General features: G+C 66.0%; 28 protein-coding genes. 11 read left to right on the top strand and 17 right to left on the bottom strand.

Going from position 1 to position 25,786, the window contains the following annotated elements; translation table 11 throughout:
• Position 1 precedes the first annotated feature (1 nt).
• Complete coding sequence (locus AC1Q6Z_RS19295; protein WP_256118807.1) at positions 2-271, top strand: hypothetical protein; 270 nt, start codon at positions 2-4, stop codon at positions 269-271.
• Positions 272-287: 16 nt separating this feature from the next.
• On the top strand, positions 288-1,085 hold the full coding sequence (locus AC1Q6Z_RS19290) for a hypothetical protein (RefSeq protein WP_492648915.1): 798 nt from the start codon (positions 288-290) through the stop codon (positions 1,083-1,085).
• Here the strand turns inward: AC1Q6Z_RS19290 and AC1Q6Z_RS19285 are convergent.
• Positions 1,072-1,686 carry an amino acid transporter gene (locus tag AC1Q6Z_RS19285; RefSeq protein ID WP_492648914.1) on the bottom strand — a complete coding sequence of 205 codons (615 nt, stop codon included), beginning with the start codon at positions 1,684-1,686 and terminating at the stop codon, positions 1,072-1,074. The two genes, AC1Q6Z_RS19290 and AC1Q6Z_RS19285, sit on opposite strands and share 14 nt — an antisense overlap.
• Positions 1,687-1,854: 168 nt before the next feature.
• Between AC1Q6Z_RS19285 and ygfZ the strand changes: the two genes are divergently transcribed.
• From ygfZ to AC1Q6Z_RS19260, 5 genes are all read left to right on the top strand, one after another.
• On the top strand, positions 1,855-2,700 hold the full coding sequence (gene ygfZ, locus AC1Q6Z_RS19280; RefSeq protein ID WP_492648913.1) for a CAF17-like 4Fe-4S cluster assembly/insertion protein YgfZ: 846 nt from the start codon (positions 1,855-1,857) through the stop codon (positions 2,698-2,700).
• 208 nt (positions 2,701-2,908) lie between these two features.
• Positions 2,909-3,538 (top strand): YfbR-like 5'-deoxynucleotidase, encoded by a 630-nt coding sequence (locus tag AC1Q6Z_RS19275; protein ID WP_492648912.1) that lies wholly within the window; start codon positions 2,909-2,911, stop codon positions 3,536-3,538.
• Positions 3,539-3,540: 2 nt separating this feature from the next.
• On the top strand, positions 3,541-4,074 hold the full coding sequence (locus AC1Q6Z_RS19270) for a tyrosine phosphatase family protein (RefSeq protein ID WP_492648911.1): 534 nt from the start codon (positions 3,541-3,543) through the stop codon (positions 4,072-4,074).
• Positions 4,071-5,036, top strand: a complete 966-nt coding sequence (locus AC1Q6Z_RS19265) for an NUDIX hydrolase (protein WP_256118801.1) — start codon at positions 4,071-4,073, stop codon at positions 5,034-5,036. The genes AC1Q6Z_RS19270 and AC1Q6Z_RS19265 overlap by 4 nt, the downstream gene beginning before the upstream one ends.
• Before the next feature lie 62 nt (positions 5,037-5,098).
• The gene (locus tag AC1Q6Z_RS19260) at positions 5,099-5,929 is read left to right on the top strand and encodes a mechanosensitive ion channel family protein (protein WP_435265170.1); all 831 of its coding nucleotides are present in this window, start codon (positions 5,099-5,101) and stop codon (positions 5,927-5,929) included.
• 4 nt (positions 5,930-5,933) lie between these two features.
• On the opposite strand, the gene AC1Q6Z_RS19255 is transcribed toward AC1Q6Z_RS19260, so the two are convergent.
• From AC1Q6Z_RS19255 to AC1Q6Z_RS19225, 7 genes are all read right to left on the bottom strand, one after another.
• Positions 5,934-6,452 carry a superoxide dismutase family protein gene (locus tag AC1Q6Z_RS19255; protein WP_256119077.1) on the bottom strand — a complete coding sequence of 173 codons (519 nt, stop codon included), beginning with the start codon at positions 6,450-6,452 and terminating at the stop codon, positions 5,934-5,936.
• A 68-nt stretch (positions 6,453-6,520) separates the two neighbouring features.
• Positions 6,521-7,429: a carboxylating nicotinate-nucleotide diphosphorylase gene (gene nadC / locus AC1Q6Z_RS19250; RefSeq protein WP_492648910.1), complete on the bottom strand. Its 909-nt coding sequence runs from the start codon at positions 7,427-7,429 to the stop codon at positions 6,521-6,523.
• The gene (locus AC1Q6Z_RS19245; protein ID WP_492648909.1) at positions 7,426-7,800 is read right to left on the bottom strand and encodes a type II toxin-antitoxin system RelE/ParE family toxin; all 375 of its coding nucleotides are present in this window, start codon (positions 7,798-7,800) and stop codon (positions 7,426-7,428) included. The genes nadC and AC1Q6Z_RS19245 overlap by 4 nt, the downstream gene beginning before the upstream one ends.
• Positions 7,797-8,054 (bottom strand): type II toxin-antitoxin system ParD family antitoxin, encoded by a 258-nt coding sequence (locus AC1Q6Z_RS19240; RefSeq protein ID WP_492648908.1) that lies wholly within the window; start codon positions 8,052-8,054, stop codon positions 7,797-7,799. The genes AC1Q6Z_RS19245 and AC1Q6Z_RS19240 overlap by 4 nt, the downstream gene beginning before the upstream one ends.
• Positions 8,055-8,114: 60 nt before the next feature.
• Entirely contained in the window at positions 8,115-9,713 is a 1,599-nt protein-coding gene (locus tag AC1Q6Z_RS19235) for an L-aspartate oxidase (protein ID WP_492648907.1), read from the bottom strand.
• A 66-nt stretch (positions 9,714-9,779) separates the two neighbouring features.
• A complete protein-coding gene (gene nadA / locus AC1Q6Z_RS19230) occupies positions 9,780-10,859 on the bottom strand; it encodes a quinolinate synthase NadA (RefSeq protein ID WP_492648906.1) in 1,080 nt (359 codons plus the stop codon).
• A 170-nt stretch (positions 10,860-11,029) separates the two neighbouring features.
• On the bottom strand, positions 11,030-12,265 hold the full coding sequence (locus AC1Q6Z_RS19225) for an MFS transporter (protein ID WP_256118794.1): 1,236 nt from the start codon (positions 12,263-12,265) through the stop codon (positions 11,030-11,032).
• Between the two features lie 299 nt (positions 12,266-12,564).
• On the opposite strand from AC1Q6Z_RS19225, the gene AC1Q6Z_RS19220 reads away from it, so the two are divergent.
• Both AC1Q6Z_RS19220 and AC1Q6Z_RS19215 read left to right on the top strand, forming a co-directional pair.
• Complete coding sequence (locus AC1Q6Z_RS19220) at positions 12,565-13,557, top strand: magnesium transporter CorA family protein (RefSeq protein ID WP_256118793.1); 993 nt, start codon at positions 12,565-12,567, stop codon at positions 13,555-13,557.
• A 62-nt stretch (positions 13,558-13,619) separates the two neighbouring features.
• A complete protein-coding gene (locus tag AC1Q6Z_RS19215; RefSeq protein WP_492648905.1) occupies positions 13,620-14,381 on the top strand; it encodes a Stf0 family sulfotransferase in 762 nt (253 codons plus the stop codon).
• A 2-nt stretch (positions 14,382-14,383) separates the two neighbouring features.
• On the opposite strand, the gene AC1Q6Z_RS19210 is transcribed toward AC1Q6Z_RS19215, so the two are convergent.
• The 5 genes from AC1Q6Z_RS19210 to recO all read right to left on the bottom strand — a co-directional run bounded on the left by AC1Q6Z_RS19210 (position 14,384) and on the right by recO (position 20,204).
• The gene (locus AC1Q6Z_RS19210; protein ID WP_492648904.1) at positions 14,384-15,229 is read right to left on the bottom strand and encodes an MOSC domain-containing protein; all 846 of its coding nucleotides are present in this window, start codon (positions 15,227-15,229) and stop codon (positions 14,384-14,386) included.
• 79 nt (positions 15,230-15,308) lie between these two features.
• Positions 15,309-15,962 (bottom strand): HD domain-containing protein, encoded by a 654-nt coding sequence (locus AC1Q6Z_RS19205; protein WP_492648903.1) that lies wholly within the window; start codon positions 15,960-15,962, stop codon positions 15,309-15,311.
• Positions 15,963-15,998: 36 nt separating this feature from the next.
• Positions 15,999-18,839 (bottom strand): DUF2339 domain-containing protein, encoded by a 2,841-nt coding sequence (locus AC1Q6Z_RS19200; protein WP_492648902.1) that lies wholly within the window; start codon positions 18,837-18,839, stop codon positions 15,999-16,001.
• A 97-nt stretch (positions 18,840-18,936) separates the two neighbouring features.
• The gene (locus AC1Q6Z_RS19195; protein ID WP_492648901.1) at positions 18,937-19,446 is read right to left on the bottom strand and encodes a PaaI family thioesterase; all 510 of its coding nucleotides are present in this window, start codon (positions 19,444-19,446) and stop codon (positions 18,937-18,939) included.
• Positions 19,443-20,204: a DNA repair protein RecO gene (gene recO, locus AC1Q6Z_RS19190; protein WP_256118787.1), complete on the bottom strand. Its 762-nt coding sequence runs from the start codon at positions 20,202-20,204 to the stop codon at positions 19,443-19,445. Before recO ends, AC1Q6Z_RS19195 begins: the two co-directional genes overlap by 4 nt.
• 235 nt (positions 20,205-20,439) lie before the next feature.
• On the opposite strand from recO, the gene AC1Q6Z_RS19185 reads away from it, so the two are divergent.
• Entirely contained in the window at positions 20,440-21,153 is a 714-nt protein-coding gene (locus AC1Q6Z_RS19185; protein WP_492648900.1) for a L,D-transpeptidase, read from the top strand.
• 3 nt (positions 21,154-21,156) lie between these two features.
• Here AC1Q6Z_RS19185 and AC1Q6Z_RS19180 read toward each other — a convergent pair whose 3' ends face one another.
• Both AC1Q6Z_RS19180 and AC1Q6Z_RS19175 read right to left on the bottom strand, forming a co-directional pair.
• The gene (locus AC1Q6Z_RS19180; protein WP_492648899.1) at positions 21,157-21,519 is read right to left on the bottom strand and encodes a hypothetical protein; all 363 of its coding nucleotides are present in this window, start codon (positions 21,517-21,519) and stop codon (positions 21,157-21,159) included.
• Positions 21,520-21,529: 10 nt separating this feature from the next.
• Positions 21,530-22,018 (bottom strand): SRPBCC domain-containing protein, encoded by a 489-nt coding sequence (locus AC1Q6Z_RS19175; protein ID WP_492648898.1) that lies wholly within the window; start codon positions 22,016-22,018, stop codon positions 21,530-21,532.
• Between the two features lie 71 nt (positions 22,019-22,089).
• Here AC1Q6Z_RS19175 and AC1Q6Z_RS19170 point away from each other — a divergent pair, with 71 nt between their 5' ends.
• Entirely contained in the window at positions 22,090-22,413 is a 324-nt protein-coding gene (locus AC1Q6Z_RS19170; RefSeq protein ID WP_492648897.1) for an ArsR/SmtB family transcription factor, read from the top strand.
• A 29-nt stretch (positions 22,414-22,442) separates the two neighbouring features.
• Here the strand turns inward: AC1Q6Z_RS19170 and bla are convergent, their stop codons facing one another.
• Both bla and AC1Q6Z_RS19160 read right to left on the bottom strand, forming a co-directional pair.
• Entirely contained in the window at positions 22,443-23,333 is an 891-nt protein-coding gene (gene bla / locus AC1Q6Z_RS19165; RefSeq protein WP_492648896.1) for a BKC/GPC family carbapenem-hydrolyzing class A beta-lactamase, read from the bottom strand.
• A 141-nt stretch (positions 23,334-23,474) separates the two neighbouring features.
• A complete protein-coding gene (locus AC1Q6Z_RS19160) occupies positions 23,475-25,784 on the bottom strand; it encodes a Tex family protein (protein ID WP_492648895.1) in 2,310 nt (769 codons plus the stop codon).
• Positions 25,785-25,786: the final 2 nt, after the last annotated feature.

Raw genomic sequence — 25,786 nt, 5'->3', positions numbered from 1 at the left:
CATGGACCGATTGATGGAACCTACTCTCAACGATATCGACGAGATGATCGTGCACGAGAAGATGCAGGCCGCTCTGGAATACCAGAACGAGGCCTGGGCCGACGGCATGGCTGATGGCATCGAACCGGAAATCATCGCCGATGCCGCGATCGCACTCGCCATGCGCGAGACGATCCGCATCCATGGCGAACGGGGCGCGGAAGCGATGCTCGAATCGCTGCGCGAGCGTATGCTGGCTGGAGAATTCTCCCCCGAGCGCATCCTGCAATAGGCTGGAAAGACAAGTCATGCAGACGTCGCCTGACGGCAAAATGCTGTTTCGCAGCAGCCTTATCGCCTTGTCGGTGCTTTTCGCGACAACCGCGCTGGTGGCGCCGGTGCGCCCCGCCTTTGCGCTCAGCGAATTGAAGAACGAACAGGGCCAGGTGCAGCAGAAGCCGGCCGAGGGCGGCGAAACGCCGACCGTCGAGGAAGAGGAACCGCAGGAGGAGGAGCAGCAGACCGCGCCCCTCGAACTGCCGCTGCCCGACCCGCTGATTCGCCGCGGCGACACCGTCACCGAGCCAACCGACGACGCGCCCGTCACCGACGACAAATCCGACGACGAGCCACAGGCCCCCGTCGAAGTGCTCTACGACATCGGCAAGGCGCCGGAAGCGGTGCGCCGGATGCGCGAACTGATCGTCGAGGCCGCCGCCTCCGGCGATATCGAGCGCCTTCGCCCGCTGCTCGGAAAGGGCGTCACCGAGACGCAGGTCTCGATCGTCGAGACAGACGAAGGCCCGGTCGAGACGCTGAAGGGCCAGTCCGGCGACAGCGAGGGCATCGAGGTGCTCGCAATCCTGCTCGACGTGCTGGCGACCGGCTTCGTGCATGTCGGAAAGGGCACGCCGGACGAAATGTATGTCTGGCCCTATTTTGCCGAAAAGCCGCTTGCGACGCTGACGCCGCCGGAAAAGGTGGAGCTTCTGCGCATCGTGACGGCCGGCGACTTTGCCGACATGCAGGAATTCGGCAGCTACAATTTCTACCGCATCGGGATTACGCCGGACGGCCAGTGGAAATTCTTCATCACCGGCGATTGAGCCGCTTTAGCCACGCATGATCCGGATGGGCCGCCTCGATGCCGGCCCTCAGCCAGCGCCGTTGCGCCGCGTCGAGTTTCGGCAGGGCCTTTTCGAAATCGGCCTCGTCCTTGTCGCGCCGGTATTTCGCCTTGAAGAGCAGGATGGCCTCCGGCGCGAGATAGGGAATGCCCTCGGCGCTCACGCGCACCACCTCTTCGCGCGGCCGGCGAATCGACGGGTCGCGCTTGTAGATCCAGGTGTCCGGCGTGCCATTCTCCAGCATCATGTCTACGCGCCAGCGGCCCGCCGCCTCGTCCTCGCACCACACCTGCGCGATCTCGGCGGGCGGCGCTTCGTCCGGCGCAAGCGGCTCGACATGGCCATCGCCGACCGCATGGAAGCGCAGGCCGGACAGGGCGCTGCGGAAGACTGCGAAATCGCCGCGCAGCACGGTGAATTCGAGATCCTCGTGCGGACGCGTCTCGAAACCATGCCAAAGATCGAGCGCCCAGCCGCCGACGACGCACCACGGCCGCGCAACGCCGGTGAGCCGGCGGGCAAGCTCGCGCGGATGCCAGGCGGACCAGGCATCATGGGGAAGTGTCGGCTGAGCGTTCATCGGTGCCTCATGGTCTTTCGAACGCCCTTCTGGCCCAACGCGGGCACGCGGACAAGACAGCACGACCTTGCGAAAGCCGCCCGGGCGTTCTACTTCTGTTTCAACAGGTGCGATGGTGCACCGCCCGCGGCCCGCATGGTGCCGGCGCGCGAAAAACTGGATCGAATCATGCCTTCCGTCACGCTTTCCGGCCGCGCCTTTCTCCGCCTTTCCGGCAAGGATGCCGAGACCTTCCTGCAATCGCTCATCACCACCAACCTGCCGGACCTGCCGGCCGGCGAAATCCGCCCCGGCGCGCTGCTGACGCCGCAGGGCAAGATCCTGTTCGACTTCCTGATCCGCCGCGACGGCGACGAGGCCTTCCTGATCGAGACGACGGAAGACCAGCGTGATTCGCTGCTCAAGCGGCTCACCATGTACAAGCTGCGCGCCGCGGTCGATCTCGCGGTGATCGAGGGCGACGCGGTGACGATCGCCTGGGACGCTCCCGAGGCCGATGCGGCGCGCGACGCGCGCTTCGCCAAGGCTGGCCTCGCCGTCTCCCGCCGCCCCGGCGCCGGTGGCAGCGACGATCCGACGCTCTACGATGCGCTGCGCATCGGCGCCGGCATCCCGGAAGCCGGCCGCGACTATGCGCTCTCCGACGCCTTCCCGCACGACATCATCCTCGACCTCACCGGCGGGCTCTCCTTCCGAAAGGGGTGCTATGTCGGGCAGGAAGTGGTCTCGCGCATGCAGCACCGCGGCACCGCGCGCCGTCGCCCGGTCATCGTCACGGGCGAGGCCGCCCTTCCCGCGACCGGCACCGAGCTTCTCGCCGGCGGCAAGCCGATCGGCACGCTCGGCAGCGTCTCCGGTGCGCTCGGCCTCGCCATCGTGCGCATCGACCGCGCGGCCGACGCGATCAACAGTGGCGCGCCGATCACCGCGGACGGCGCCCCCGTCACCGTCGAGCTCGCCCCATGGACCGGCCTCACCTTCCCGCAGGACGCATCCGAGGTGCCGGCGCAATGAGTCGGGTTCGTCGTGGAGGACAACACCCCCCTCTGCCCTGCCGGGCATCTCCCCCTCAAGGGGGGAGATTGGATGGAGCACCGTTTAGCCCTTCTTTGAGAGGGCAGTTTGAGTCCCGTTCCCGCCTCTTGCCAATCTCCCCCCTTGAGGGGGAGATTGCCGGCAGGCCAGAGGGGGGTAACTTCGTGCTGCAAAAGGGTGTCACCCCATGAGCGGAGCGGCGCGCGCGAAGACGGAGCCGCGCGCCTGGCAGCGCATGCTGTCCGGCCGCCGTCTCGACCTACTCAATCCCTCGCCGCTCGATATCGAGCTTTCCGACATCGCCCATGGCCTTGCCCGCGTCGCGCGCTGGAACGGCCAGACGAACGGCGACCATGCCTTTTCGGTGGCGCAGCATTCGCTCGTCGTCGAGGCGATCTTTCGCCAGCAGAACCGCTGCGATGCGCACGAATGCCTGATGGCGCTGCTGCACGACGCGCCGGAATATGTCATCGGTGACATGATCTCGCCCTTCAAAGCGGTGGTCGGCGGCGGCTACAAGACGGTGGAGAAGCGGCTGGAGGCGGCCGTGCACCTGCGTTTTGGCCTGCCGCCCGCAACCCCCGCCAGCCTGAAGGCCAAGATCAAGAAGGCCGACCAGGTCGCTGCCTTCTTCGAGGCGACGGAGCTTGCCGGCTTCTCGCATGCCGAGGCGATCAAGTTCTTCGGCGCGCCGCGCGGCATCACGCTGGAGATGATCGAGATTGCGCCGCTTCCCGCCATCGACGCCCAGCAACGTTTTGCCGACCGGTTCACGGCGCTTGAAGGGGAGCGCGGCGCGGCCGCCGCGGCGGTGTGAGCATGGGCACGATCGTCGTCGCCCCGCTTGGAAAGATCGCGGAACTCGCCGTGCGCCATCGCTGTCGCGAGATGCTGAGCCTCGTTGCGCCGAAACAGGGCTTCCACCGGCCCGCGGTCATCGCCGCCGCGCGCCACATGATCATCGGCGTCAACGACATCGCCTTTGCCGGCACGGGAAAGCTCGTCGCGCCCGGCGAGGAGCATGTCGCCGCGATCATCGGTTTCGCCCGTGGCTGGGACCGGCAGGCGCCGTTGCTGGTGCATTGCATGATGGGCGTCTCCCGCTCGCCCGCCGCCGCCCTGCTTGCGGCCCTTGCCGTGGAACCGGACCAGGACGAACACGACCTGGCGCAACGCCTGCGCCGCGCCTCCGTGCAGGCCACGCCGAATGCCCGGCTGATCGAGATCGGCGACCATGTGCTCTCGCGGGGCGGCCGGCTTGTGGCCGCCGTCAAGGCGATCGGCCGCGGCGCGGACTATGTCGGCGACAGCCCCTTCGTCTTTTCCGCCACGCCCGAAACGGTGCAGTCATGACGGAGCACCCTGCCCGCCCGCCTGTCGAAATCGGCCTCAATGCCGCAGTCGTCGCGATTTCCGAGCGCAACCCCTGCATCCTGGCGATCGGCGGCGAGGGTGCGCGGGCACGCGACGCGCTGCCATTCGGCCCCTTCGACCCGCAGCAGCACCGCACCTTCGAGACGAGCCTGCGCGCCAGCGTGGAAGCGCAGACGGCGCTGAAGCTCGGCTATATCGAGCAGCTCTACACCTTCGGCGATCGCGGCCGCCAGAAACTGCCCGACGAAGCGGGCACGCATATGGTCTCCGTGGGTTATCTCGCGCTGACCCGCACCGATGCCGAGGCGAACGAGCAACTGGCGGAAGCGGGCGCCGCCTGGCGCGACTGGTACACCTATCTTCCCTGGGAGGACTGGCGGCAGGGCCGGCCGGCGCTGATCGACCAGCTCATCCTTCCGGCGCTGAAAGCCTGGGCGGCCGAGGTGGTGCAGGCGGAGCGCACCACGCCGCGCACCCGCATCCGCCTCGCCTTCGGCCTCGACGATTTCCCCTGGGACGAGGAGCGCGTGCTGGAGCGCTACGAGCTGCTCTACGAGGCGGGCCTTGCCGAGGAGGCGGTGACGGATGGCCGCGCCCGGCCCGGTCAGGTCTCGCCCGGTGTCGCCATGCGGCACGATCATCGCCGGATTCTCGCGACCGCCATGGCGCGGCTGCGCGGCAAGCTCAAATATCGCCCGGTGATCTTCGAGCTGATGGCGCCAGAATTCACGCTGACCGAATTGCAGGCGACAGTGGAGGCGATCTCCGGCCGTCATTTGCACAAGCAGAATTTCCGCCGCCTCGTGGAGGGCGCCGAACTCGTCGAGCCGACCGGAAGCTCGACCTCCGCCACCGGCGGGCGCCCCGCCGCCCTCTTCCGCTTCCGCCGCCGCATTCTGGAAGAACGCCCGGCACCCGGCCTCAAGGTCGGCATGCGCTAGCCGGAACTTATCGGCCATCGTGCCATTCCCCTCAATGATATCAACGACCGGGGAAAGGTTTCATGGAACAACAGGCAACCGACATCATCGTTGCGACACGGGCGGCGCTGGCGCAGGCAAGCGCGCTCGCCGTGCAATATTCCTTCTCGATTATGGGCGCGCTGGTGCTGCTGGTGCTCGGCTGGTTTCTCTCGCGGATCCTGCATCGCTGGGCGCTGACCGGGCTTTCGCATGTGCGCGGCATCGATGCGACGCTCGCGCATTTCTTCGCGAACATCCTGCGCTATGCCGTGCTGATCCTGGTCTTCGTGACGGTGCTCGGCCAGTTCGGTGTGCAGACAGCCTCGATCATCGCTGCCCTCGGCGCCGCCGGCCTGGCCATCGGCCTGGCGCTGCAGGGCACGCTGCAGAACATCGCCGCCGGCATCATGCTTCTCGTGCTCAGGCCCTTCCGGGTCGGCGAATATATCGAGACGAAGGACGTGTCCGGCACGATCACCGAGGTCGGGCTCTTCGCCACCGAACTCAAGACCAGCGACGGCCTATATCGGCTGGCGCCGAACTCCACGCTGTGGAACACGCCCGTCACCAATTTCAGCCGCGAGCGCACGCGCAAGCATGATCTCAAGGTGAAAGTGGCAAATGACCGCGACATCGACGACGAGATCGACCGCCTGCTGACGATCGCCCGACAGGATTCGACGATCGAATCCGTGCCCGCACCGCAGGTCTTCGTCGATAGCCTGGAAGAAAGTTCGGCGATCCTGACCCTGCGCTACTGGGTCTCGACGCCGCAATGGTTCAAGACGACGCGCGAAATGAACCGTCGCGTGCGCATCGCCTTCGGCCAGAAGCTGGCGGGGCCGGAGCCTGATGCGGCCCCGGCCGAATAGGCTCTTATTCGATCACAGCGCAGGCGAGACGATCGCCCGCGCCGCCGGTCGGGTCGGTGCGGTAGTCGTCCGAGCCGGCATGCACGATCAGGGCGCGGCCGCGGATGCCGCGTTCGGCATCGTCGAGCCGCACCATGGCCGAATAGACCTGCGCGCGCAGCACGCCGTCATCCGCCACATACTGGTTCGGCAGGTCGCCGGCATGCGGGCCATTGGCCGCCGCAAAACCATGTTCCTTGCCGTCCGGATTGAAATGGCCGCCAGCGGAGTCATGGCCGCCGGCATGGTCGCAGGTGCCGGTCTCATGGATGTGCAGCGCCACCCATTTGCGCGGCTCCAGGCCGGAGACTTCAACCTCGAAGAGGACGCCGTCGTTTCCGGCTGTGATCTGCGCCCGCCCGGCCTCCTTGCCGGAGCGGTCAACGAAATTGGCCTGCGCCGTATCCTTGGCCTGTTGCGCGAAAACGGGGCTGGCGAGTCCTGCAAGCGTGCCCGCCGCCGCCGCGAGTGCCACGATCTTCAACATGATGCGTCCTTCCGATTGTGATTGCTCATGAAACCGGAACGCATCGCCGTCGGGGGTGTTCCCAGCTAGCCGCTCACGACAACGTCAAGACCGATATCGAGCGCCGGCGCGGCCATAGTGATCTTGGAGGTGGAAATATAGTCGACGCCGGTCTCGGCGATGGCGCGGATCGTCTTGAGATTAACGTTGCCGGAGGCTTCCAGCTTGACGCGTCGCGGGTCGGCCGCGTAGGTCGCATCCGTCAGACCGGCGCAATCGCGGTTGATCTCGACGGCGCGGCGCAGCAGTTCCGGCCCCATATTGTCGAGCAGGATGACATCCGGCTGCGCCTCCAGCGCCTCCTCCAGCTCCTCCAGCGTCGTCACCTCCACCTCGACCTTCACCAGATGGCCGGCAAAGGCACGCGCCGCGCGGATCGCGCCCGCCACGCCGCCGGCGACCGCGATATGGTTGTCCTTGATGAGTATCGCATCATCCAACCCGTAGCGATGCGACGAGCCGCCGCCCATGCGCACCGCATATTTTTCCAGCGCCCTGAGCCCCGGAATAGTCTTGCGCGTGCAGCAGACCTTTGCCGCCGTATGGGCAATCTCGTCGGCAAACCGCGCGGTGTGGGTCGCGACGCCGCACAGATGCATGAGGAAATTGAGCGCCACCCGCTCGGCCGAAAGAACCGCGCGCGCCGGCCCGGACACTTTCGCGATCACCGTGCCGGGCGCGAGCTTGTCGCCATCCTTCACGAAGGCCTCGAAGCGGATCGCCGGGTCCATCAGCCGGAACGCTGCGCGGGCAAGCTCAAGCCCGGCGACGACGCCATCCTCGCGCGCATTCAACTCCGCCTCCGCCACCATCTCCGGCGCGATCGTCGCCTGGCTGGTGATATCGCCCGCCCGCCCGAGATCCTCCGACAAGGCCGCACGCACCTGCTCCTCCACCATCAGGGGCGAGAGGACGGGGAGATAGGGGGTGGTCATGGCTGTTGATCCTTTTCAGGGCTATTGGCGTCGACGAGCCGCTTCAGCGGCTCCATGCGTTCATGCAGGACGCGGAGGATGACGATATCCTGCGCGCCCTCCGCGCCGGCGACAAGATGGTAATAGAGAACATGCGAGGCGGCATGACGCCGGCCGGCGGCACGGGAGATATGCAGCGAGCGCACGCCGGGGCGCAGTTCGTCGCGGTCGCGCGAGGCGGGCCGGCCGGGGTCTTCCGCCAGGAGGCGGAGGGCGTGCTCGATCAGCGCGGCGTAGCGCATGGCCTGCTCGGCGCCGAACGTCGCCACGGTGTAGCGGGCGATTTCGGCGAGATCCCGTTCGGCCTCCCGCGTCAGCCGGACACGGCTCATAGCTCGGCGACGGCCGCGGAAAAGATGTCGCTGACGGAACGCTCGGCAAACTCGCCCCGCTCGGATTGCGCCAACCCGGCATCGACTGCCTTGCGCAGCATGGCGAGCTTTGCCGCTTCGCTTTCCTGCTCCTGGCGCATCAGGCGCAGCGCGTCGCGCACGACCTCGCTTGCCGAGACATAGCAGCCGCTTGCGACGGCATCCTCGATGAAATCGGTGAATTCCGGTGTCAGGCTTACGTTCAGTGTCGGCATGGCACGATCCTCTCGCCCGATTCTAGCGCTGGAAAGGCAATTGTCAATTTTTGCCAATCCTCACGCCGCCGCCGTCTCCGCCACATCCGCCACCACCTTTTCCGCCTCTGCAAGGGTGAGGAAGGTGCGGTGTTTCCAGTTGGCTTTCTGCTCGGGAAAATCGGAGCGGTAGTGGCCGCCGCGGCTTTCTTCGCGCAGATAGGCGCCGGCGGCGATGAGCTTTGCCGTGGTGACGATGTTGTGGAAGCGCATGCGGCTGTTTTCGCGTTCCAGCGCGGCGATCTCGCGGATTGCGGCCTTCAGGCCCTCGCGGGTGCGGATGACGCCGACGTGGTCGCTCATGATACGGCGCAGCCGCGTCAAGGCGGGGCTGTCCTCGATCGTCACGAGGTCGTCGCTCTCGCCGGCATTCTTGCCCCAGTCGTTGATCTTCGGCTCCGGCAGCATGCCCTTGATGTTTTCGGCAATGCGGGCGGCGAAGACGACGGCTTCGAGCAGGGAATTCGAAGCCAGGCGGTTGGCGCCGTGCACGCCGGTGGAGGTGACTTCGCCGGCGGCCCAAAGGCCGTCGATCGAGGTGCGGCCTTCCGCATCCGTCAGCACGCCGCCCATATGGTAGTGCACGGCGGGCACGACAGGGATCGGCTGCGTGACCGGGTCGATGCCGGCAGCCTTGCAGGAGGCATAGACCGTTGGGAACATGTCGGGGAAATGGGCGCCCACCGCCTTGGTGCAATCGAGGAAGGCGCCGCGGCCGGCCTGCACTTCGGCGAAGACGCCGCGCGAGACGATGTCGCGGGGTGCGAGCTCGGCGTCCTCGTGGATATCCAGCATGAAGCGATGGCCGGCGGAGTTGATCAGATGCGCGCCGTCGCCGCGCAGGGCTTCGGTGGCGAGAGGTGCGGGATCGCGACCGATATTGATGGCGGTCGGGTGGAACTGCACGAATTCCGGATCGGCGATAATGGCGCCGGCGCGCGCGGCCATGCCGACGCCCTGGCCGCAGGCCTGCCACGGATTGGTCGTCACCGCAAAAAGATGGCCGACGCCACCCGAGCACAGCACCACGGCGCGGGCCGGGAAATGCACGCGGTTCTTCGCCTGGCCGGCATCCGGCCGCGCGACAACGCCGGAAATGAAGCGGCCTTCGCGCACCAACTCCTCGACGACATAACCTTCGAGAACGCGGATCGACGGCGTTTTCCTTACGGCGGCGATGAGCGCTTCCATGATGGCCTTGCCGGCCATGTCGCCCTTGACGCGCACGATGCGGCGCTCGGAATGGGCGGCCTCGCGCGACAGCAGCAGCTTGCCTTCTAGGTCACGGTCGAAGGGCACGCCGTATTCCAGCAGGTCGTGGATGCGTGCAGGGCCTTCGGAGACCATGAAGCGCGCCATCTTCTCGTCGACGATGCCGGCACCGGCTTCGAGCGTATCGGCGACGTGTTTGTCGAAGGTGTCGCCGGGGCTCATCGCCGCCGCGATGCCGCCCTGCGCCCAGGCAGACGACGCGCCCTGGCCGATGGGGGCGGCCGCGAGGATCGTGACGGGTCGCGGCGCGAGTTTCAGCGCGCAGAAGAGGCCGGCAAGGCCGCCGCCGACGATGACGATATCGTCGATACCGTTCCAGGATTGCGGGCGAAAACTATCAATGGGCATGTCTCACTCCTCCGACGCGCCGCTAGCCGAGGGGCATTGCCCCTTCCCTCCAGGCTGGAGGGCGGCCTACTGCTTCAGGTTCACCATCCGCTCGACGGCGAGGCGGGCGCGATCGGCAATCGCCGGATCGACCAGCACCTCGTCCGTCATGTTCACCAGGCTGTCGAGGATCTTCGGCAGCGTGATGCGCTTCATGTGCGGACAGAGATTGCACGGCTTGACGAAATCGACGCCCGGCAGCTCCGCCTGGATGTTGGAGGCCATCGAGCATTCGGTGACGAGCAGCACGCGCGAGGGACGGTTGTCCTTGACGTAGTTGATCATGCCCGAGGTGGAGCCGGCGAAATCGCAGACGGCGATGACGTCCGGGTGGCATTCCGGGTGCCCGATGATCTCGATGCCGGGATGGGATTCCTTATAGGAGAGCAGTTCGGCCGCCGTGAAGCGCTCATGCACCTCGCAATGGCCCTTCCAGGTCAAAATCTTCTTGTTGGTCTGCTTGGCGACGTTCATCGCGAGATATTCGTCGGGAATGCAGAGCACGGTGTCGCTCTCCAGGCTCTCCACGACGGCGAGCACGTTCGATGAGGTGCAGCAGATGTCCGTCTCCGCCTTCACGTCGGCCGACGTGTTGACGTAGGTCACGACCGGCACGCCCGGGTAACGCTGCTTCAACAGGCGCACGTCCTCGCCGGTGATCGATTCCGACAGCGAGCAGCCGGCGCGCGAATCCGGGATGAGCACGGTCTTTTCCGGGTTCAGCAATTTCGACGTTTCCGCCATGAAGTGCACGCCGCACTGGATGATGATCTCGGCATCCACCTTGGTGGCGTCGCGGGCGAGCTGCAGCGAATCGCCGACGATATCGGCGACGCAGTGGAAGATCTCCGGCGTCTGGTAATTATGCGCGAGGATGACGGCGCCGCGCTCCTTCTTCAGCCGGTTGATGGCGGCGACATAGGGCGCATAGACCGGCCATTCGAAGGCGGGGATGAACTGCTTCACTTTTTCATAGAGGTGCTCGGTCTCGCGCGCGATCTCGGGCGTGAAGAAAAGGTCGGGCTTTTCGAGCACGCCGAAGCGCTCCGCGGCGGTGAGCGGGCGCGCTGCGCCGGCAGCTGCCGCGTGCTGGGCCAGAACGGTCATGGAACCCTCCTTTTCCTCCGCCCCTTCGGCGGAATTCTATTTTGCTCACTTTGAGCATAATAGCTTCAAAACAAAACCGGCATGGGCCGGTGATTCAGATTTAGAAACTTTTGTGACGGTTTGCAAGGAGCGCCGCCTGAAATCATTTCGGGCGGCGCAAGCATTTGGCATCAGGCGATCGCCGGGCGCAGGACGGCCTTTTCCTGGATCGGCCAGTGCACGATCGCCGCGAAGATGCCGAGCGCCACGCCGAGCCACCACACCGGATCATAGGTGCCGAACTGGTCGTAGAGATAGCCGCCCATCCACACGCCGAGGAACGAACCGACCTGATGCGACAGGAAGACGATGCCGCCCAGCAGGCCGAGATGCTTCGTGCCGAACATGATGGCGACGAGCGCATTGGTCGGCGGCACGGTGGAGAGCCACAGCAGGCCCATCACGATGGCGAAGATGATGACCGAGGTGGGCGATTTCGGCAGCAGGATGAAGGCCGACACCGCCACCGAGCGGGCGATGTAGATATAGGCGAGGAAATACGGTTTCGAGTAGCGCTGGCCGATGACGCCGGCGGCGAGCGAGCCGATGATGTTGAAGAAGCCGATCAGCGCCAGCGCGATCACCGCATAGCGCGCGTCGATGCCGAGGTCGCCGAGATAGGCCGGGAAATGCGCGGTGATGAACGCCACCTGGTAGCCGCAGACGAAGAAGCCTGCGACCAGCAGCAGGTAGCTGCGGTGCCCGAGCGCTTCCTTGAGCGCCTCGCCGATCGTCTGCTTGTAATCGCTGGCGGCGGTGATGCCGGAGGAGGAATTGCCGCGCAGCGGAATGGCGATCAGCGGCACGAGAAGCATCAATATACCGAGATAGACGAGGCTGTCCGACCAGCCATAGGCGCTGATCAGCCCCTGCGACAGCGGCGCGAACAGGAACATGCCGGCGGAACCCGCCGCCGTGCAGATGCCGAAGGCCATGGAGCGCTGCTCCGGCGTGACATTGCGCGCGAAGGCCGAAAGCAGGATGCCGAAGGAGCCGGACCCGACGCCGAGCCCCACCAGCACGCCGCCGCCGATATGCAACCAGAGCGGCGAGGTGCCGAGCGACATGAGGAACAGGCCGAGCGCATAAAGAAGGCCCGACATCAGCAGAACGCGCCAGGTGCCGAATTTGTCGGCGATGGCGCCGAAGAACGGCTGGCTGACGCCCCAGGCGAGGTTCTGGAACGCCATGGCAAGCCCGAAGGTCGTGCGGTCCCAGCCGGTATCCTGCAACATGGGAAGCTGGAAAAAGCCCATCGCCGAGCGCGGGCCGAAGGTGAGCACGGCGATCAGCGAGCCGGCGATGATGATGAGCCAGGGCATGGGCCGGCTCGCGGCGCGGGCGGCAACGATGGATGGGGCGGACATGGGCATCTCCGAAATCTGAGAGGGAAACCTATCGCCGGGCATGCATTAACAAAAGCGAATTTAATTGACCGAGCGATCAGCCGGATTGATGAAACAAACCGGTCCCGCCGGCGGCCGGATGTGCTTGACGCCGCTGCATTTTAGGCGCATGTGCCACGCAGGCGTCACAGGACGCCAACCAAACCCGGATAAGATCAATGGACCCCGACAGTCGACTATCGAGAGCGATCGCGCGACCATTCCGGTAAGAGGCTTCGGCTTCGCTCCGGATGGCGAGAATGCCCTCCAAGGAGCGAAACATGCTGCAGATCTATGCCCGCAAGGCTGACCGCTTTTGCCTGCGCGAAATTTCCAACCCCGCCATCGAGCAGGCGATCGCCCCTGCCCTCTGGTATGACCTTCTGAACCCGACGGCCGAGGAAGTGACGGACGTCGAGGCGGCCTTGCACATCACCATGCCGACGCGCGAGGAGATGGAGGACATCGAGCTGTCCGCCCGCCTCTACCAGGAGGACGGGGCCGCCTTCATGACCATGACGGCGCTCACCAATCTCGACGGCGACGAGCCGGCCAAGATGCCGGTGACCTTCATCCTGCGCGGGCCGACGCTGGTGACGGTGCGCCATGCCGAGGCAAAACCCTTCGTCACCTTCTGCAACCGGGCGCTTCGCGGCAACGGCCATAGCTACGAGACCGGCGAGGACGTCATGCTCGGCGTCATCGAAGCGGTGATCGACCGCATGGCGGATGTGCTGGAGCGGCTCGGCAACGAGATCGACGGTATTTCGCGCGAGGTGTTCCGCAGCAAGAAAGGCCCCTCCCGCAAGAAGACGCGCGACCTCGAAGCGCTGATCGAGCAGCTCGGCCGCAAGGGCGATTTCCTGAGCGGCGTGCGCGAAAGCCTCGTCAGCATCTCGCGCCTCGTCGCCTACCACGCGGCGCTGGAAAGCCCGTCACGCCGGCCCTCGAAGGAAATCCGCCAGCTCGTCAAGCTCGTGCAGCGCGATGCCGCCTCGCTCGGCGACCATGCCGCCTTCCTGTCGGGCAAGATCAACTTCCTGCTCGACGCGACGCTCGGCCTGATCAATCTGGAGCAGAATCAGATCATCAAGATCTTCACCGTCGCCTCGGTCGTCTTCCTGCCGCCGACACTGGTCGCCTCGGCCTATGGCATGAATTTCGAACTGATGCCGGAGCTGCAATGGACGCTCGGCTACCCCTTCGCGATCGGCCTGATGATTTTTTCAGCGCTGATGCCGTTTTTGTATTTCAAGCGGCGCGGTTGGGTTTGAGAGCACTATGAGCAAACCGGCTCGACATCAGGCTGTCACATGCCACCGATAGTCGGGCCGGCATGGCACGCTACAGCTCCTACGTTATCTGCACTTCTCCGCGCAGCGGCAGCACCCTGTTGTGCAAACTGCTGGCCGCCACCGGCATTGCCGGAAACCCGGCCTCGCTCTTCTACCGTCCCGCCCTGTCCGACTGGCTGGCGCGGCTCGGCCTGACGCCGCCAGAATCGGCGACGGAACGCGAGATTCTGGAAACGATCTTTGAAGCTGCGATCCACAAAGGATGCGGCGATACGGCGGTTTTCGGGCTTCGCCAGCAGAGGCACGGCTTCGAGTTCCTGTGCGAGAAGCTGGCGATCCTCCATCCCGGCGACCTCAGAGATTCCGAGCGTTTCCAACGGGTCTTCGGCACCACGCTCTTCATTCACCTGACACGCGCCGACAAGCTCGCGCAGGCGGTCTCGTATCTGAAGGCGGAACAGACCGGCTTGTGGCACCTCGCCCCGGATGGCACGGAACTGGAGCGGACCGCGCCGCATCGTGCACCCGTCTACGACGGTGACGCCATTCGAGTCTGCGTCGAGACGATGACCGACTATGACCGTGCATGGGAGGCGTGGTTCGAGCGCGAAGCGATCGCTCCGCTTAGCCTTTCCTATGATGATCTATCCAACGATCCGCAGGGCACTTTACGCACTGTGCTCATCCGCCTGGGGCTTGATCCGGCGGCGGCAGACGGGGTTACGCCCGGCGTCCGGAAGTTGGCCGACCACACCAGCCAGGAATGGGTGGCGCGGTTTCGTGCGCAAAATTCGGTGGCCTGAATTCAGGCCCGAATCTTCATCGGCCACCGCTCAGCCCGCGTCTTCGTCACGCGCACCTCATCACCGAGGCGGATTTCGCCTTCGCTGCGCGGCACCGCATTCCAGCCGAAGAGCACGCCGGGCACGCGGCGGTCGGCGGACATGCGTTTTTCGGCGAGCCCCTGGATGGGGTTGCCGCCGATGCGTTCGCCGGTCATCTGGTCCTGCGTGGTCATGATGCAGCGGGCGCAGGGTTTGACGAAATCGAAGACGATGCCGTTGATCTCGATCGCCTCCCAGAAATCCTCGGCCCAGGGGTCGTCGCAGGTGACGAGGATGTTGGTGCGGAAGCGGTCCATGCCGACGGGCTCCTGGCCCTTGGCGGCAAGCGTGCGGTTGAGGTCGGCAAGCGAGCCGGTCGTCGTGACGAGGACGGGGAAACCATCGGCAAAGCCGACGGGCGCCGGGCTGCCGGCCCAGTCCTCGCCCTCGGCGCGCACGGCCAGGGCGTCCATGTGCACGAGCTTGACGGGACGCGCGAACCAGTCGGAAAGCGTCTCGTTGACGGCCTCGTCGGCGACGGCGGCGTTGACCGGGCTGTCCCAGATGGTCACGTCGATGCGGTCTTCCGGTTCGAAGCTCGCGAAGAGCTGGCGGCCTTCCATTTCGAGGTGGAGGCTTTCGCCGACCGCCGTCGCCTCGACGCGGGCGAGCGCCTGCAACTCGCGCTGGGTGATGAAACGGCCGTCCGGCTCGACGATCATGAAGCGGCGGTCGCCCGCAAGCCCATCGAGGCGCACGGTCGCACTTTCGACGGGGATGGCCCGGCCGCTCTTCAGCGGGTAAATGTTCAGACCTTCAATCTTCATGGCGGCGCCGTTTCCTGAGGTTTTGAGTCAACGCTTTGGCGAACCGATTCAATCCGGTGTCACAAAAGCATGTTTTTCTTCAGATTTCATCCAGAAGCATGTCGCGGATCGTGCGCAGGCGCGCCGTGCGCTCGCCGGCCATGCGCGCGCCCGCCGCCGTCTGGAAACCATCCGCCAGCTTGAAGAGCTTGACCTCGAAATGATCGATGGCGAAGGCCTTGTCGTCCAACGGGCGGTGTTCGGCGAGCGGGTCCAGGGGATCGTAGAGGCCGCTGCCCATGCGCCCGGCAATGTAGAAGCAGCGTGCGGCTCCCACCATGCCGATCGCGTCGAGCCGGTCGGCATCCTGCACTATCTTCGCCTCCAGCGTTTCCGGCGCGATATTGGCGGAAAAGCTGTGCGTGAGGATGGCGTGGCCGACCGCCGCCACATCCGCGGCATTCCAGTCCTCGGCGGCAAGCAGGGCGGAGGCCTTTTCGGCCGCAAGGCGGGACGCCTGCATGCGCAGCGGCGAATTCTTTTCCACCGCCACGCAATCGTGCAGCAGCACGGCGGCCGCCAGAAGTCGCCGGTCGCCGCCCTCCTCCGCCTGGATGCGACGCGCGTTCTTCCACACGCGGATCAGGTGCGCGGCGTCATGCGAGCCGTCATCGGCGGCGAAGGCCTGCGGTAAGAGTCGCTCGGCGAGATCCCCGAGGGGTGAAAAGGCGGCGGCAAGGCAGGTGAAGGACATGGGCGATCCGGTTTCGATTGCCCGAGACCTAACCTGTCACGCCTCGGCGTTCAATTCCGCCTTTTCGCTGGTCCCGGACTTTCCGGAGAGGATTTTCTGGTAGAACAGCCCGATGCCGATCAGCACCGCGCCGAGCCCGATGAAGGAGAGCGCGCGCAAGATGCCTTCGAGGTTGGCCATGTCGATCAGGAAGACTTTGACCACCGCGATCAGCACGAGGCCGGCCGAGGCCAGGCGAATGCTCTTCGAATCGAACTTCGAGCCGACGACGAGGAGCGCCACGCCGAGCAGCAGCCAGACGACGGAATAGGTGTAGGTCTCCGGCTGGAGGAACCCCTTCCAGTCCGCAATGCCCTCGCCATGCCAGTAGCGGCGCACCGAAAGCGTGACCCAGGCGAAGGCGAGCGCCACGCCGGCCAGCGCCAGCATGATGACATAGGGCATCGGCCGCCGGCAGCGCGCATACCAGGCGAGGCCGCCATAGGCGATGCCGGGCAGCAGGTAGCCCACGAGCAGCAGGTCGACGAACGGCCATTTGCCGAGCAGTTCGCCGGTGAAATAGGGGTTGAGGCCGATGAAATGGGCGCTGGCGATAGAGAAAACCGAGAGCACGCCGACCGCCATGGAGCCATAGCGGAAGACGGGGCTCGGCGACTTGAGATCGAGCGACATCATGATCGCCGAAGCGCCGATGACCAAGAGCGTATAGGTCGCCTGCTCGCCGAGCGTCGGCACGGAACTGTCGAGCACGCCGCCATTCATGCCGTGGCGCACGAGGATCGCGGCGGTCAGGAGCAGGAAGAGGCTGGCCAGCGCCTGGAGCAGGTTACGGATGCGCTCGCCCGGCCAGCGGCGCAGCTCGAAGGCGGAGAGTGCGAGAAGTGCGGCCGGGATGCCGTAGCCGGCGAGGAGCTGGTTGAAGACCGGCGTCTTGGAAAGGTTTGCGGCGCCGACGATGGTCGGCTCCCAGGCGATGCGGCCGACAACGACCGCGGCGGCACCCGCCATCAGCCAGGGCAGCACCGGCCAGGCGCGAACGCGTGTCGCAAAGACGGCCGCGGTGCCGAGAGCCGCGACGCCGAGCGTCGTGAAGAGGCCGTCCGTCAGCGCGTGCAGCGCCAGAACAAGGAAGGCGAAGCCGCCGGCGGCAAGCGTCCATTGCGGGATGAACAGGCCGCCCTCCTCCGTCCGTTCGCGGGAAAAGGTTTCCGCCGCGGCGAAGAAGACGAGGCCGAGCAGCACGGCGAGGAGGCCGTGTTTCGCGTCGAACGAGAGATTGCCGAAATTGAGGAAGCTGACGGCGAGCACCGCAAAGGGCACGGCCGGCGCCAACAGGCTCCACAGCGCCCCGAAATGGGACGAGCCCGCGATGCGCAGGCGCACCGCCGCGAGACCGACGGCGGCATAGGCCACCGCGAGGACCAGCAGCAGGGTGACTGGGGCAGCACCCAGGACCGGAATAGGCGTGGTGCCTTCCAGCGTCGGGGGTGCCAGCCCGCCGAACGTATCGATCAGCGCGCCGCCCGGCAGCGCCACCATCGTTGTGACACCGACGACGGCGCCGATTGCGGAGAAGATGGCAGGATAGATCGCCCAGCCGCGCAGGGCGCCGAGCACCGCCAGCGCCATCACCAGGATGACGAAGCCGTAATCCGCATGGGTGATCGTCGGTACCCGGCTTGCGAGCACCAGCGCCGGAAAGACGACGGCGAGCGCGCCGGTCAGCGACACCGCGACGGCGGGCGGGGCGAGCAGCTTGTCGAAAGGATCGGCGGGCGCGGCACCGGCGGCTACTGGCGTGTCGTCGAACGCGATAGCGCCCGGCCAGATCAGGCCATGGCCGAGAACGAGCACCAGCAGGGCGGCGAGCACCGGCACGACATCGACAGTTTCGGCCCCGGCCAGGTAGAGCAAGGCCCAGAGCGCCATGCCGCCATTGGCGAGCGCCGGCACGACCTGCCAGTGGCGGATGCGCGAGGCGGCGAAGGTGGCGAGCCAGGCGACGGAGAGGAAGCCGAAGAGGCTCCAGGCGCTCGGCTCGTCGGTCGAGACCAGCGCGGGCGTCAGCATGGAGGCGAGCAGGCCGAGGCCGGCCAGCGCCTGGCCGTGCAGCAGCGACAGGCCGATCGTCGCGAAGGAGACGGCAGCGAGCAGCACGAAGGCCGCGACCGGGCCGACATAGCCGTAGAATTCGTAGGAAACATAGGTGACGGCGAAGAGCGTGATGGCGCCGGCGGCGGTGAGCACGCCGGGGATCATGGCGTTCTGGAAGGCATTGGCGATGAGCGGCTGGGTGCGGCGGCGCACGAACTCGCCGACCGCCATCAGGACTAGGCCGAAGACCGCGGCGAGCGACAGGCGCACCGCCGGGCTGAGCAGCCCCGCCTCGATCGAATATTTGACCATGAAGATGCCGCCGAGCGCCAGCGCGATGCCGCCCACCCAGACAGCCCAGCGCGCGCCGATGCGGCTTTCGAAACTTTCCTTCGGCTTGACCGGGGCGGCAACGGGCTGCGCTGCAACGGCTTCCTCCGCTGTCTCGCTGGCGGCCGACGCTTCGGCGGGCGTTGCGCCGCCGAAGACTGCGCGGCCCTTTTCGACGTCGTCCGACGTAACCGGCTTCGGGCCGGCCCAAGGGCCTGCGAACGGGGTTTCGGCCGGCTCATCCGCCGCCGCCTCGCGCGCGGCCTCCGCCACCTCCACGGACGCCTCGCCCGCCCCTTCCGCTGCCGGCACCAGCACCCCGCCAGCCTTCAGCGCCTCGACCTCGCGCTTCAGCCGCATCACCTCTTCGCCGATCTTCTGGGCGGAGTTGCGGGAGGCATTGAGGGTGTAGAGAGCCAGGCCGATAGCGACCAGGGATAGGATTTCGAGCATTGCAACTCCAGCACGGCACACTTCAGGGTGGCGACACTACCCGGTTTTTTCCAAACGCCAAACGGGGTTACGTTTCAGCGCGTTGATCTCTTCGCCGTCAGCGCGTCAAATTCTCGATCGGGAAGATGGCGCAGGTTTCCGTGCCGTGGGCGAGCAGCTTGCCCTTGCCGTCGCGCAGCCACGCTTCGGAGGTGGCGATGGTGCGGCCGCGGTGGATGATTTTTCCCTCGCAGAACACTTCGCCCATGCCGGGCAGCACGGGGCGCACGAGGTTCAGCTTGAACTCGATCGTCGTATAGGCCTCGCCCGGCTTGATGACCGAGAAGACGGCGCAGCCGAGTGCGGAATCCATCACCGTCGCCGTCCAGCCGCCATGCACGGTGCCGAGCGGGTTGAGGTGATCGGCCGACGGCATGCCGGAAAAGACGACGCGGCCCTCCTCCACCTCGGTCATGCTGAAGGCGAGGGTCTTCGCCATGGGCGGCGCCGGCAGGTCGCCGGCGAGCATGGCGTGCAACACTTTCAGCCCGCCGTCGCGCTTCACCACGTCGAAGGGCAGCGTGCCGACGCTGCCCACCGTCAGCCCCGGATAGATTTCGACCGTCATGCACTCGCCTCTTTCGGTTGTTCGTGTTTCGGCGTCAGTGCCTTCAGCGCCGCCTGCACGAAGCCCTCGCGGGCGTCGGCAAGCTCCAGCCCGCGCGGTTCGCAGACATGCCGGTTGAGGAAGTAGGCCGTCAGGCGGAAGCCGTCGGCAAGCGCCGTCACATCCGCTGCATGCCGGCTCTCGTCGCCGAGGAAGGCGGGCAGCGCCAGCATCTTGGCCGCCCAGGGCGCGCCGGCATTGCGCGAGACGGCGCGGCCGGATTTCGGCGAAACGTAGCAGAGGTCGTCGCGCGTGCCGGTCGCCGCGCATTCGAGCAGGTCGAGGCCGAAACCGAGGTCGTTCAGGACGGCCAGCTCGAAGCGCACGAAAAGCTCGCCGGCATCGGCCGGTTCGTGCAGGTGGTCGAGGATGACGGAGAGCGCTTCATAGAGATGGGGATGCGGATCGCGCTCCGGCAGGAAGCGCAGCAGCGCCGCCATGGCCTGCACGCCATAGACGGCGGTCGCCGTCTCCATCAGCCGCCCGGCGCGCAGTTCCAGCGGCTCGATGCGGAACTCGCCGAGATGTTCGTCGAGCCGCGCCCGCCATGTCACCTCGACGGAATTGCCCGGCTGGAGCACCGGCTGCATGGTCCGCGAGCGCCCGCCGCGCACCATGCCGAGATGGCGCCCGCGCTCGCGCGTCATCACCTCGACGATCACCGACGTCTCGCCATGGCGCCGAACGCCCAGAACGATGGCCTCATCACTCCATTGCATGCGCCAAGCCTTACGCTCTCGGCCGGTTGGGGGCAAGCGGGCGCGCATGCCCCGGCACGCCCTCGCGACGGCACGAAACCTGCTGCGGCGGAACGACGCGTGGCCTTGCCGCCACACCTAAGCCCTTGCCACAGTTTCGCTTTCTTCTCGCCCTGCCGATGCCGGCTTTGGCTTCAAAGAACCGCGGCAAGGCCGACAGGCCAGCTTCGGAATCAAAAAGACAGGTGCCCAACTCATGTGTGTGTCCCCCCTCCGCGCCCTCGCCCTCCTGGCCCTTGCCGCCACGCTCGCCGGCTGCGGCACCACCGCCAAGCCGGTGAAAAAGGGGCCAGACCCGTTGCATGTGGCGATGTACGGGCCGCAGCCGGAGGAACGTTTTCCGCTGCCGGGCATGGATATCAGCCGGGTGAACCCGAAATATTTCCGTCAGCTCGTCGCCTACCAGACGGCGGAGCCGGCCGGCACGATCGTCATCGATACGCAGGACCGCTTCCTCTACCTCGTGCAGGATGGCGGCATGGCGCTGCGCTATGGCATCGGCGTCGGCAAGGCGGGCCTGGAATTCGAGGGCGGCGCGCGCATCGGCCGCAAGGCGGAATGGCCGCGCTGGACGCCGACGCAGAACATGATCGCGCGAGAGCCGGAGCGGAACCTGAAATGGGCGGGCGGCATGGAGCCGGGGCTGACCAATCCGCTTGGCCCGCGCGCGCTTTATCTTCACAAGGACGGCAAGGACACGCTCTTCCGCATCCACGGCACGTCCGAGCCGTGGTCGATCGGCAAGGCGGTGTCGAGCGGCTGCATCCGGCTGTTCAACCAGGATATCATCGATCTCTATGGCCGCGTGCCGACCGGAAGCCGCGTCGTGGTCCTCCAGCATCATGCGCCGGTGGACGAGCCCATGCCGATGGCGGCCGCCGACGGTTTGACGCCGCCGGCCGCGATATAAGAACTACCAGGCGTCGGGCTCGCGCACCATGTGCACGACATTGGCCGGGTTCATGATCCAGCCGCCGCGAAAGCCCTCGCCGAGATCCTCGATGGCGTCGCAGCGCACGGCGCCGTTCTTCTCCAGATGGCCGAGCGCCACCTTGTGGTCCGGCGTGAAGAGTTCGAGCCAGACTTCCGCCTGGCTGAAAGTCGGTGCCTCGTCGATCCACAGCCGGTTCGGGCCGAGGTGAAAGCCCGCGGCGGGCGCCTTGTCGTCGAAGGGTTCGAGGCCGACGATGTCGCGGTAGAAGGCGATCGTCGCCTCGTATTGGTGCGACGGCACCTTCATGGCGATGTTGATACCGCCCTTGATGTTTGCAGTCATAATCTTCTCCTCAGGTGTAATCCTGCTGCTCGGCGGCGACGACGCCCTTGAGCTCGCTCGGGTAATAGCCCTCGCGCAAATTGATGCCGTATTCGACATAGGCCTTCATGCAGGCGAGCATCTGCGACCAGCCCTCGCAATTCATGTAGGATGATTTCTGGCCGCGTCCGTTCTCGCGCCAGCCCGTCTCGGCGATGGTCACCATCGTGCCGCCGTCGTCCAGCGCCTTGAAGCGCATCTCGACGCGCGTCTTGTAGGGGTCCTCCCCCTCCTCGACCATCGCATCCCAGCGGAAGACGATGAGTGCGTTCTCCTCCACCTTGTCGACGATGACCGGGGCCATGCCCCACCAGGTGACCGTCGTGCCTTCGACGAGCGGCGCGCTCGCGCCGCCGATGGTGGTGAAATAGCCGCTCAGCTTTTGCGGATTGACCACGGCGTCGAAGACGTCGGCGACCGGCTTGCCGATCCGCCCGTTCACGCGAAATTCCAGCGTCATGCCGTCCTCCTTCGGGGCGAAAGCGCCCTCCTCTGCTTGTGCCCGCTCAAAATATGTTATAAAAACATAACATGTCAAGCGAATCGAAAGAGGACGCCGTGTTCAAGGCGCTCGCCAACGCCAACCGCCGGCAGATGCTGGATGCGATCAAACACGCGCCGCTGACGACGGGCGCCCTGTGCGAAAGATTTCCGGAGATGGACCGCTGCACGGTGATGCAGCACCTGAAGGTGCTGGAAGAGGCGGATCTCGTGCTTCCGCGCCGCGAGGGCCGCGAGCGCTGGAACCACCTCAATGCGCTGCCGATCCAGGCGATCCACGATCGGTGGATCAGCCAATATGCCGGCCACGCGATGAACGTGCTGTCGGCCTTGAAGGGCGAACTGGAGGGCTGAGGCGCCGCCGCATGGGCGGCGCCCTGCGATCAGACGTCGACGGCGATGCGGCCGATTTCGGCGATGAGGGCGTTGCGCTCATCGCCCGAAATGCCGGGGATTTCGCAGAAAGCGCTGACGATGATGGCGCCGCGGTCCGGCGACCAGGCGACGGCCACGTCATTGGCATTGCCGGCCTTGTCGCCGTTGGTGCCGGTCTTGTCGCCGGTCGTCCAGTCGGCCGGGAAACCGGCGCGCAGCCGGGTGTCGCCGGTCTTGTTCATGACGAGCCAGGCGGCGAGCTGCGCCTTCGAGCGCGGCGAAAGGACGTCGCCGAAGATCAGCTTGCGCAGCGTCTCAACCATGGCGACCGGGGTCGTCGTGTCGCGCTCGTCGTCCGGCGTTTCGCGATAGTTGAGCGTCGGCTCCGTGCGGTCGAGGCGAGTGATCTCGTCGCCAAGGCCGCGCAGGAACTGCGTCACCGCCTTCGGCCCGCCGGAACCGGCCAGCAAGATGTTTGCAGCTGCATTGTCGCTGAGCGTGATGGTCGCCTCGCAGAGCTCGGCAACGGAAATGCTGCCGCCGACGCGCTTTTCCACCACCGGCGCATAGTCGACAAGGTCCGCTTTCTTGACGGTGATGCGCCGGTCGAGCGTCTCTTCCTCGCGGTCGACGCGGGCGAGGATATGCCCGGCCAACAGCGCCTTGAAGGTGCTGCACATCAGGAAGCGCTCGTCCGTGCGATGGCCAAGCCGCGCGCCCGTCGCGAGATTAAGTATGGCAACGCCGATGCGGCCGCCATGGCGCGCTTCCAGCGCGGCAAGCCGCTTTTCCAGGCTGTCGCCCGTCGCCGCACCGGCGGCACCTGCCAGCACGGACACCGCGGGAACGGCAAAGAGAGCGCCGGCAATCGCCTGCCGGCGTGAAAGGGTGATCGTCATGTTTCTGTCCTGTCTGTCGGCGCCGGGAGCGTGACTACGCCCGCCCGGCCCGTTTGAGCCCGCCCATGCCGCGACTATGCGAAAGCGGGCGGGTCAAAACAAACGACGATTTCTGCCGGCAGCCATTAGGAAAATTTGGGCTTACTTCCGCTTCATCGCCTCGGCAAGCGCTGCGCCGAAGGCACCCTGCGACGGCGCCTGCTGCTTCGGCGCCGCCTGGGCGAATTTCGGCTTCATCTGCGCATTTTTATCGTTGCGGGACGCGTTGTCGCGCGGTGCCGGCTCGCCGCCCTCCTTGCGCATGGTCAGGCCGATGCGCTTGCGCGGCACGTCCACTTCGGTGACGCGCACCTTCACCACGTCGCCCGCCTTCACCACCTCATGCGGATCCTTGACGAAGCGGTCCGCCAGTTGCGAGACGTGCACGAGGCCGTCCTGGTGCACGCCGATATCGACGAAGGCGCCGAAGGCGGCGACATTGGTCACCGTGCCTTCGAGCAACATGCCGGGCTTCAGGTCCTTGATGTCGTCGATGCCGTCGGCAAAGGTCGCCGTCTTGAATTCCGGACGCGGATCGCGGCCGGGCTTTTCCAGTTCGGCGAGAATGTCCTTGACGGTCGGCAGGCCGAAGCGCTCGTCGACGAAGAGTTTCGGGTCGAGCTGCTTGAGCGCCGCGCTGTCGCCCATCAGCGTGCGAACGTCGCGGCCACAGGCGGCGACGATCTTTTTCGCGACGCCATAGGCTTCCGGATGCACGGACGAGGCGTCGAGCGGCTCCTTGCCGTTGGGGATGCGGAGGAAGCCGGCGGCCTGTTCGAAGGTGCGGGCACCGAGGCGGGGAACCTTCATCAGTTCCTTGCGGCTTCCGAACGGGCCGTTGGCGTCACGATGCGCGACGATCGCCTCCGCCGACGATTTGCCGAGGCCGGAAACGCGGGCGAGCAGCGGGGCCGACGCCGTGTTGAGATCGACGCCGACGGCATTCACTGCGTCTTCAACCACGGCATCGAGCGAACGCGACAGCTTGCCCTGGTCGACATCGTGCTGGTACTGGCCGACGCCGATCGACTTCGGCTCGATCTTCACCAGTTCGGCGAGCGGGTCCTGCAATCGCCGCGCGATGGAGACGGCGCCGCGCAGCGAGACGTCGAGATTGGGGAATTCGGCCGCCGCCGTTTCCGAGGCGGAATAGACCGAGGCACCGGCTTCCGAAACGATGACCTTGGTGGGTTTTGGCGCGGGCAACTGTGCCAACAGGTCGGCGACGAGCTTTTCGGTCTCGCGGCTGCCGGTGCCGTTGCCGATCGAGATCAGCTCCACCTTGTGCTTGCGGATAAGCGAGGCGATTTCGGCCTGGGTGCCGCGCACGTCGTTTTTCGGCGGGAACGGATAGACGGTCGTCGTCTCCACCACCTTGCCGGTATTGTCCACCACCGCGACCTTGACGCCGGTACGAATGCCCGGGTCTAGGCCCATCGTGGCGCGGGTGCCGGCAGGGGCGGCAAGCAGCAGGTCCTTGAGATTGCGGGCAAAAACGCGGATCGCCTCTTCTTCCGAACGCTCGCGCATCTCGCGCATCAGGTCGAGCGACAGCGACATGGAGAGCTTCACGCGCCAGGTCCAGCCGATGACTTCGGCTAGCCACTTGTCGCCGGGCTTCGTGCCGATGGCATAGAAGGAGGCGATGATGCGCTCGACAGGTTTGACCGGTTCGGTGTTGTCCTGGTCGACGACGATGTCGACCGACAGGAATTCCTCGTTCCAGCCGCGCAGCATGGCGAGCGCGCGATGGCCCGGCACCGTCGCCCAGCGTTCGGTATGGTCGAAATAGTCGGAAAACTTCGCGCCGGCCTCCTGCTTGCCCTCGACCACGCGGGCGCGCAGGAAGGCGTTGCTCTTCATATATTCGCGCAGCCGCTTCAGCAGGTCGGCATTTTCGGTCAGTTGCTCGGCGACGATGTCGCGCGCGCCTTCCAGCGCCGTCTTGACGTCTGACACCTCGGCCGAGAGGAATTTTTCGGCCAGCTCCGCCGGCACCAGCGCGCGCTCGGCGAGAATCTGTTCGGCGAGCGGGCCGAGGCCGCGTTCGCGGGCGATTTCCGCCTTGGTGCGGCGCTTCGGCTTGTAGGGCAGGTAAATATCTTCGAGTTCGGCCTTGGTGGTGACGGCGGCGATCTTGGCGGTCAGCTCGTCCGTCAGCTTGCCCTGCCCTGAGATCGATTCGAGGATGGAGGCGCGGCGGGCTTCCAGTTCGCGGAGATAGGTCAGCCGTTCGGCGAGCGTGCGAAGCTGCGTGTCGTCGAGGCCGCCGGTCACTTCCTTACGGTAGCGCGCGATGAAGGGCACCGTGGCACCCTCGTCGAGCAGCCCCACGGCGGCGGAAACCTGCGCGGAGGTCGCCTTGATCTCGGCGGCGATCAGGTTCGCGATCTTGAGCGGTGTCGGGGCCATGG

Source organism: Shinella sp. GW835-FHT14H05 (assembly GCF_058793575.1).
The sequence above is the reverse complement of the archived record's forward strand: the minus strand, read 5'-3'. Positions and strand labels throughout refer to the sequence as shown.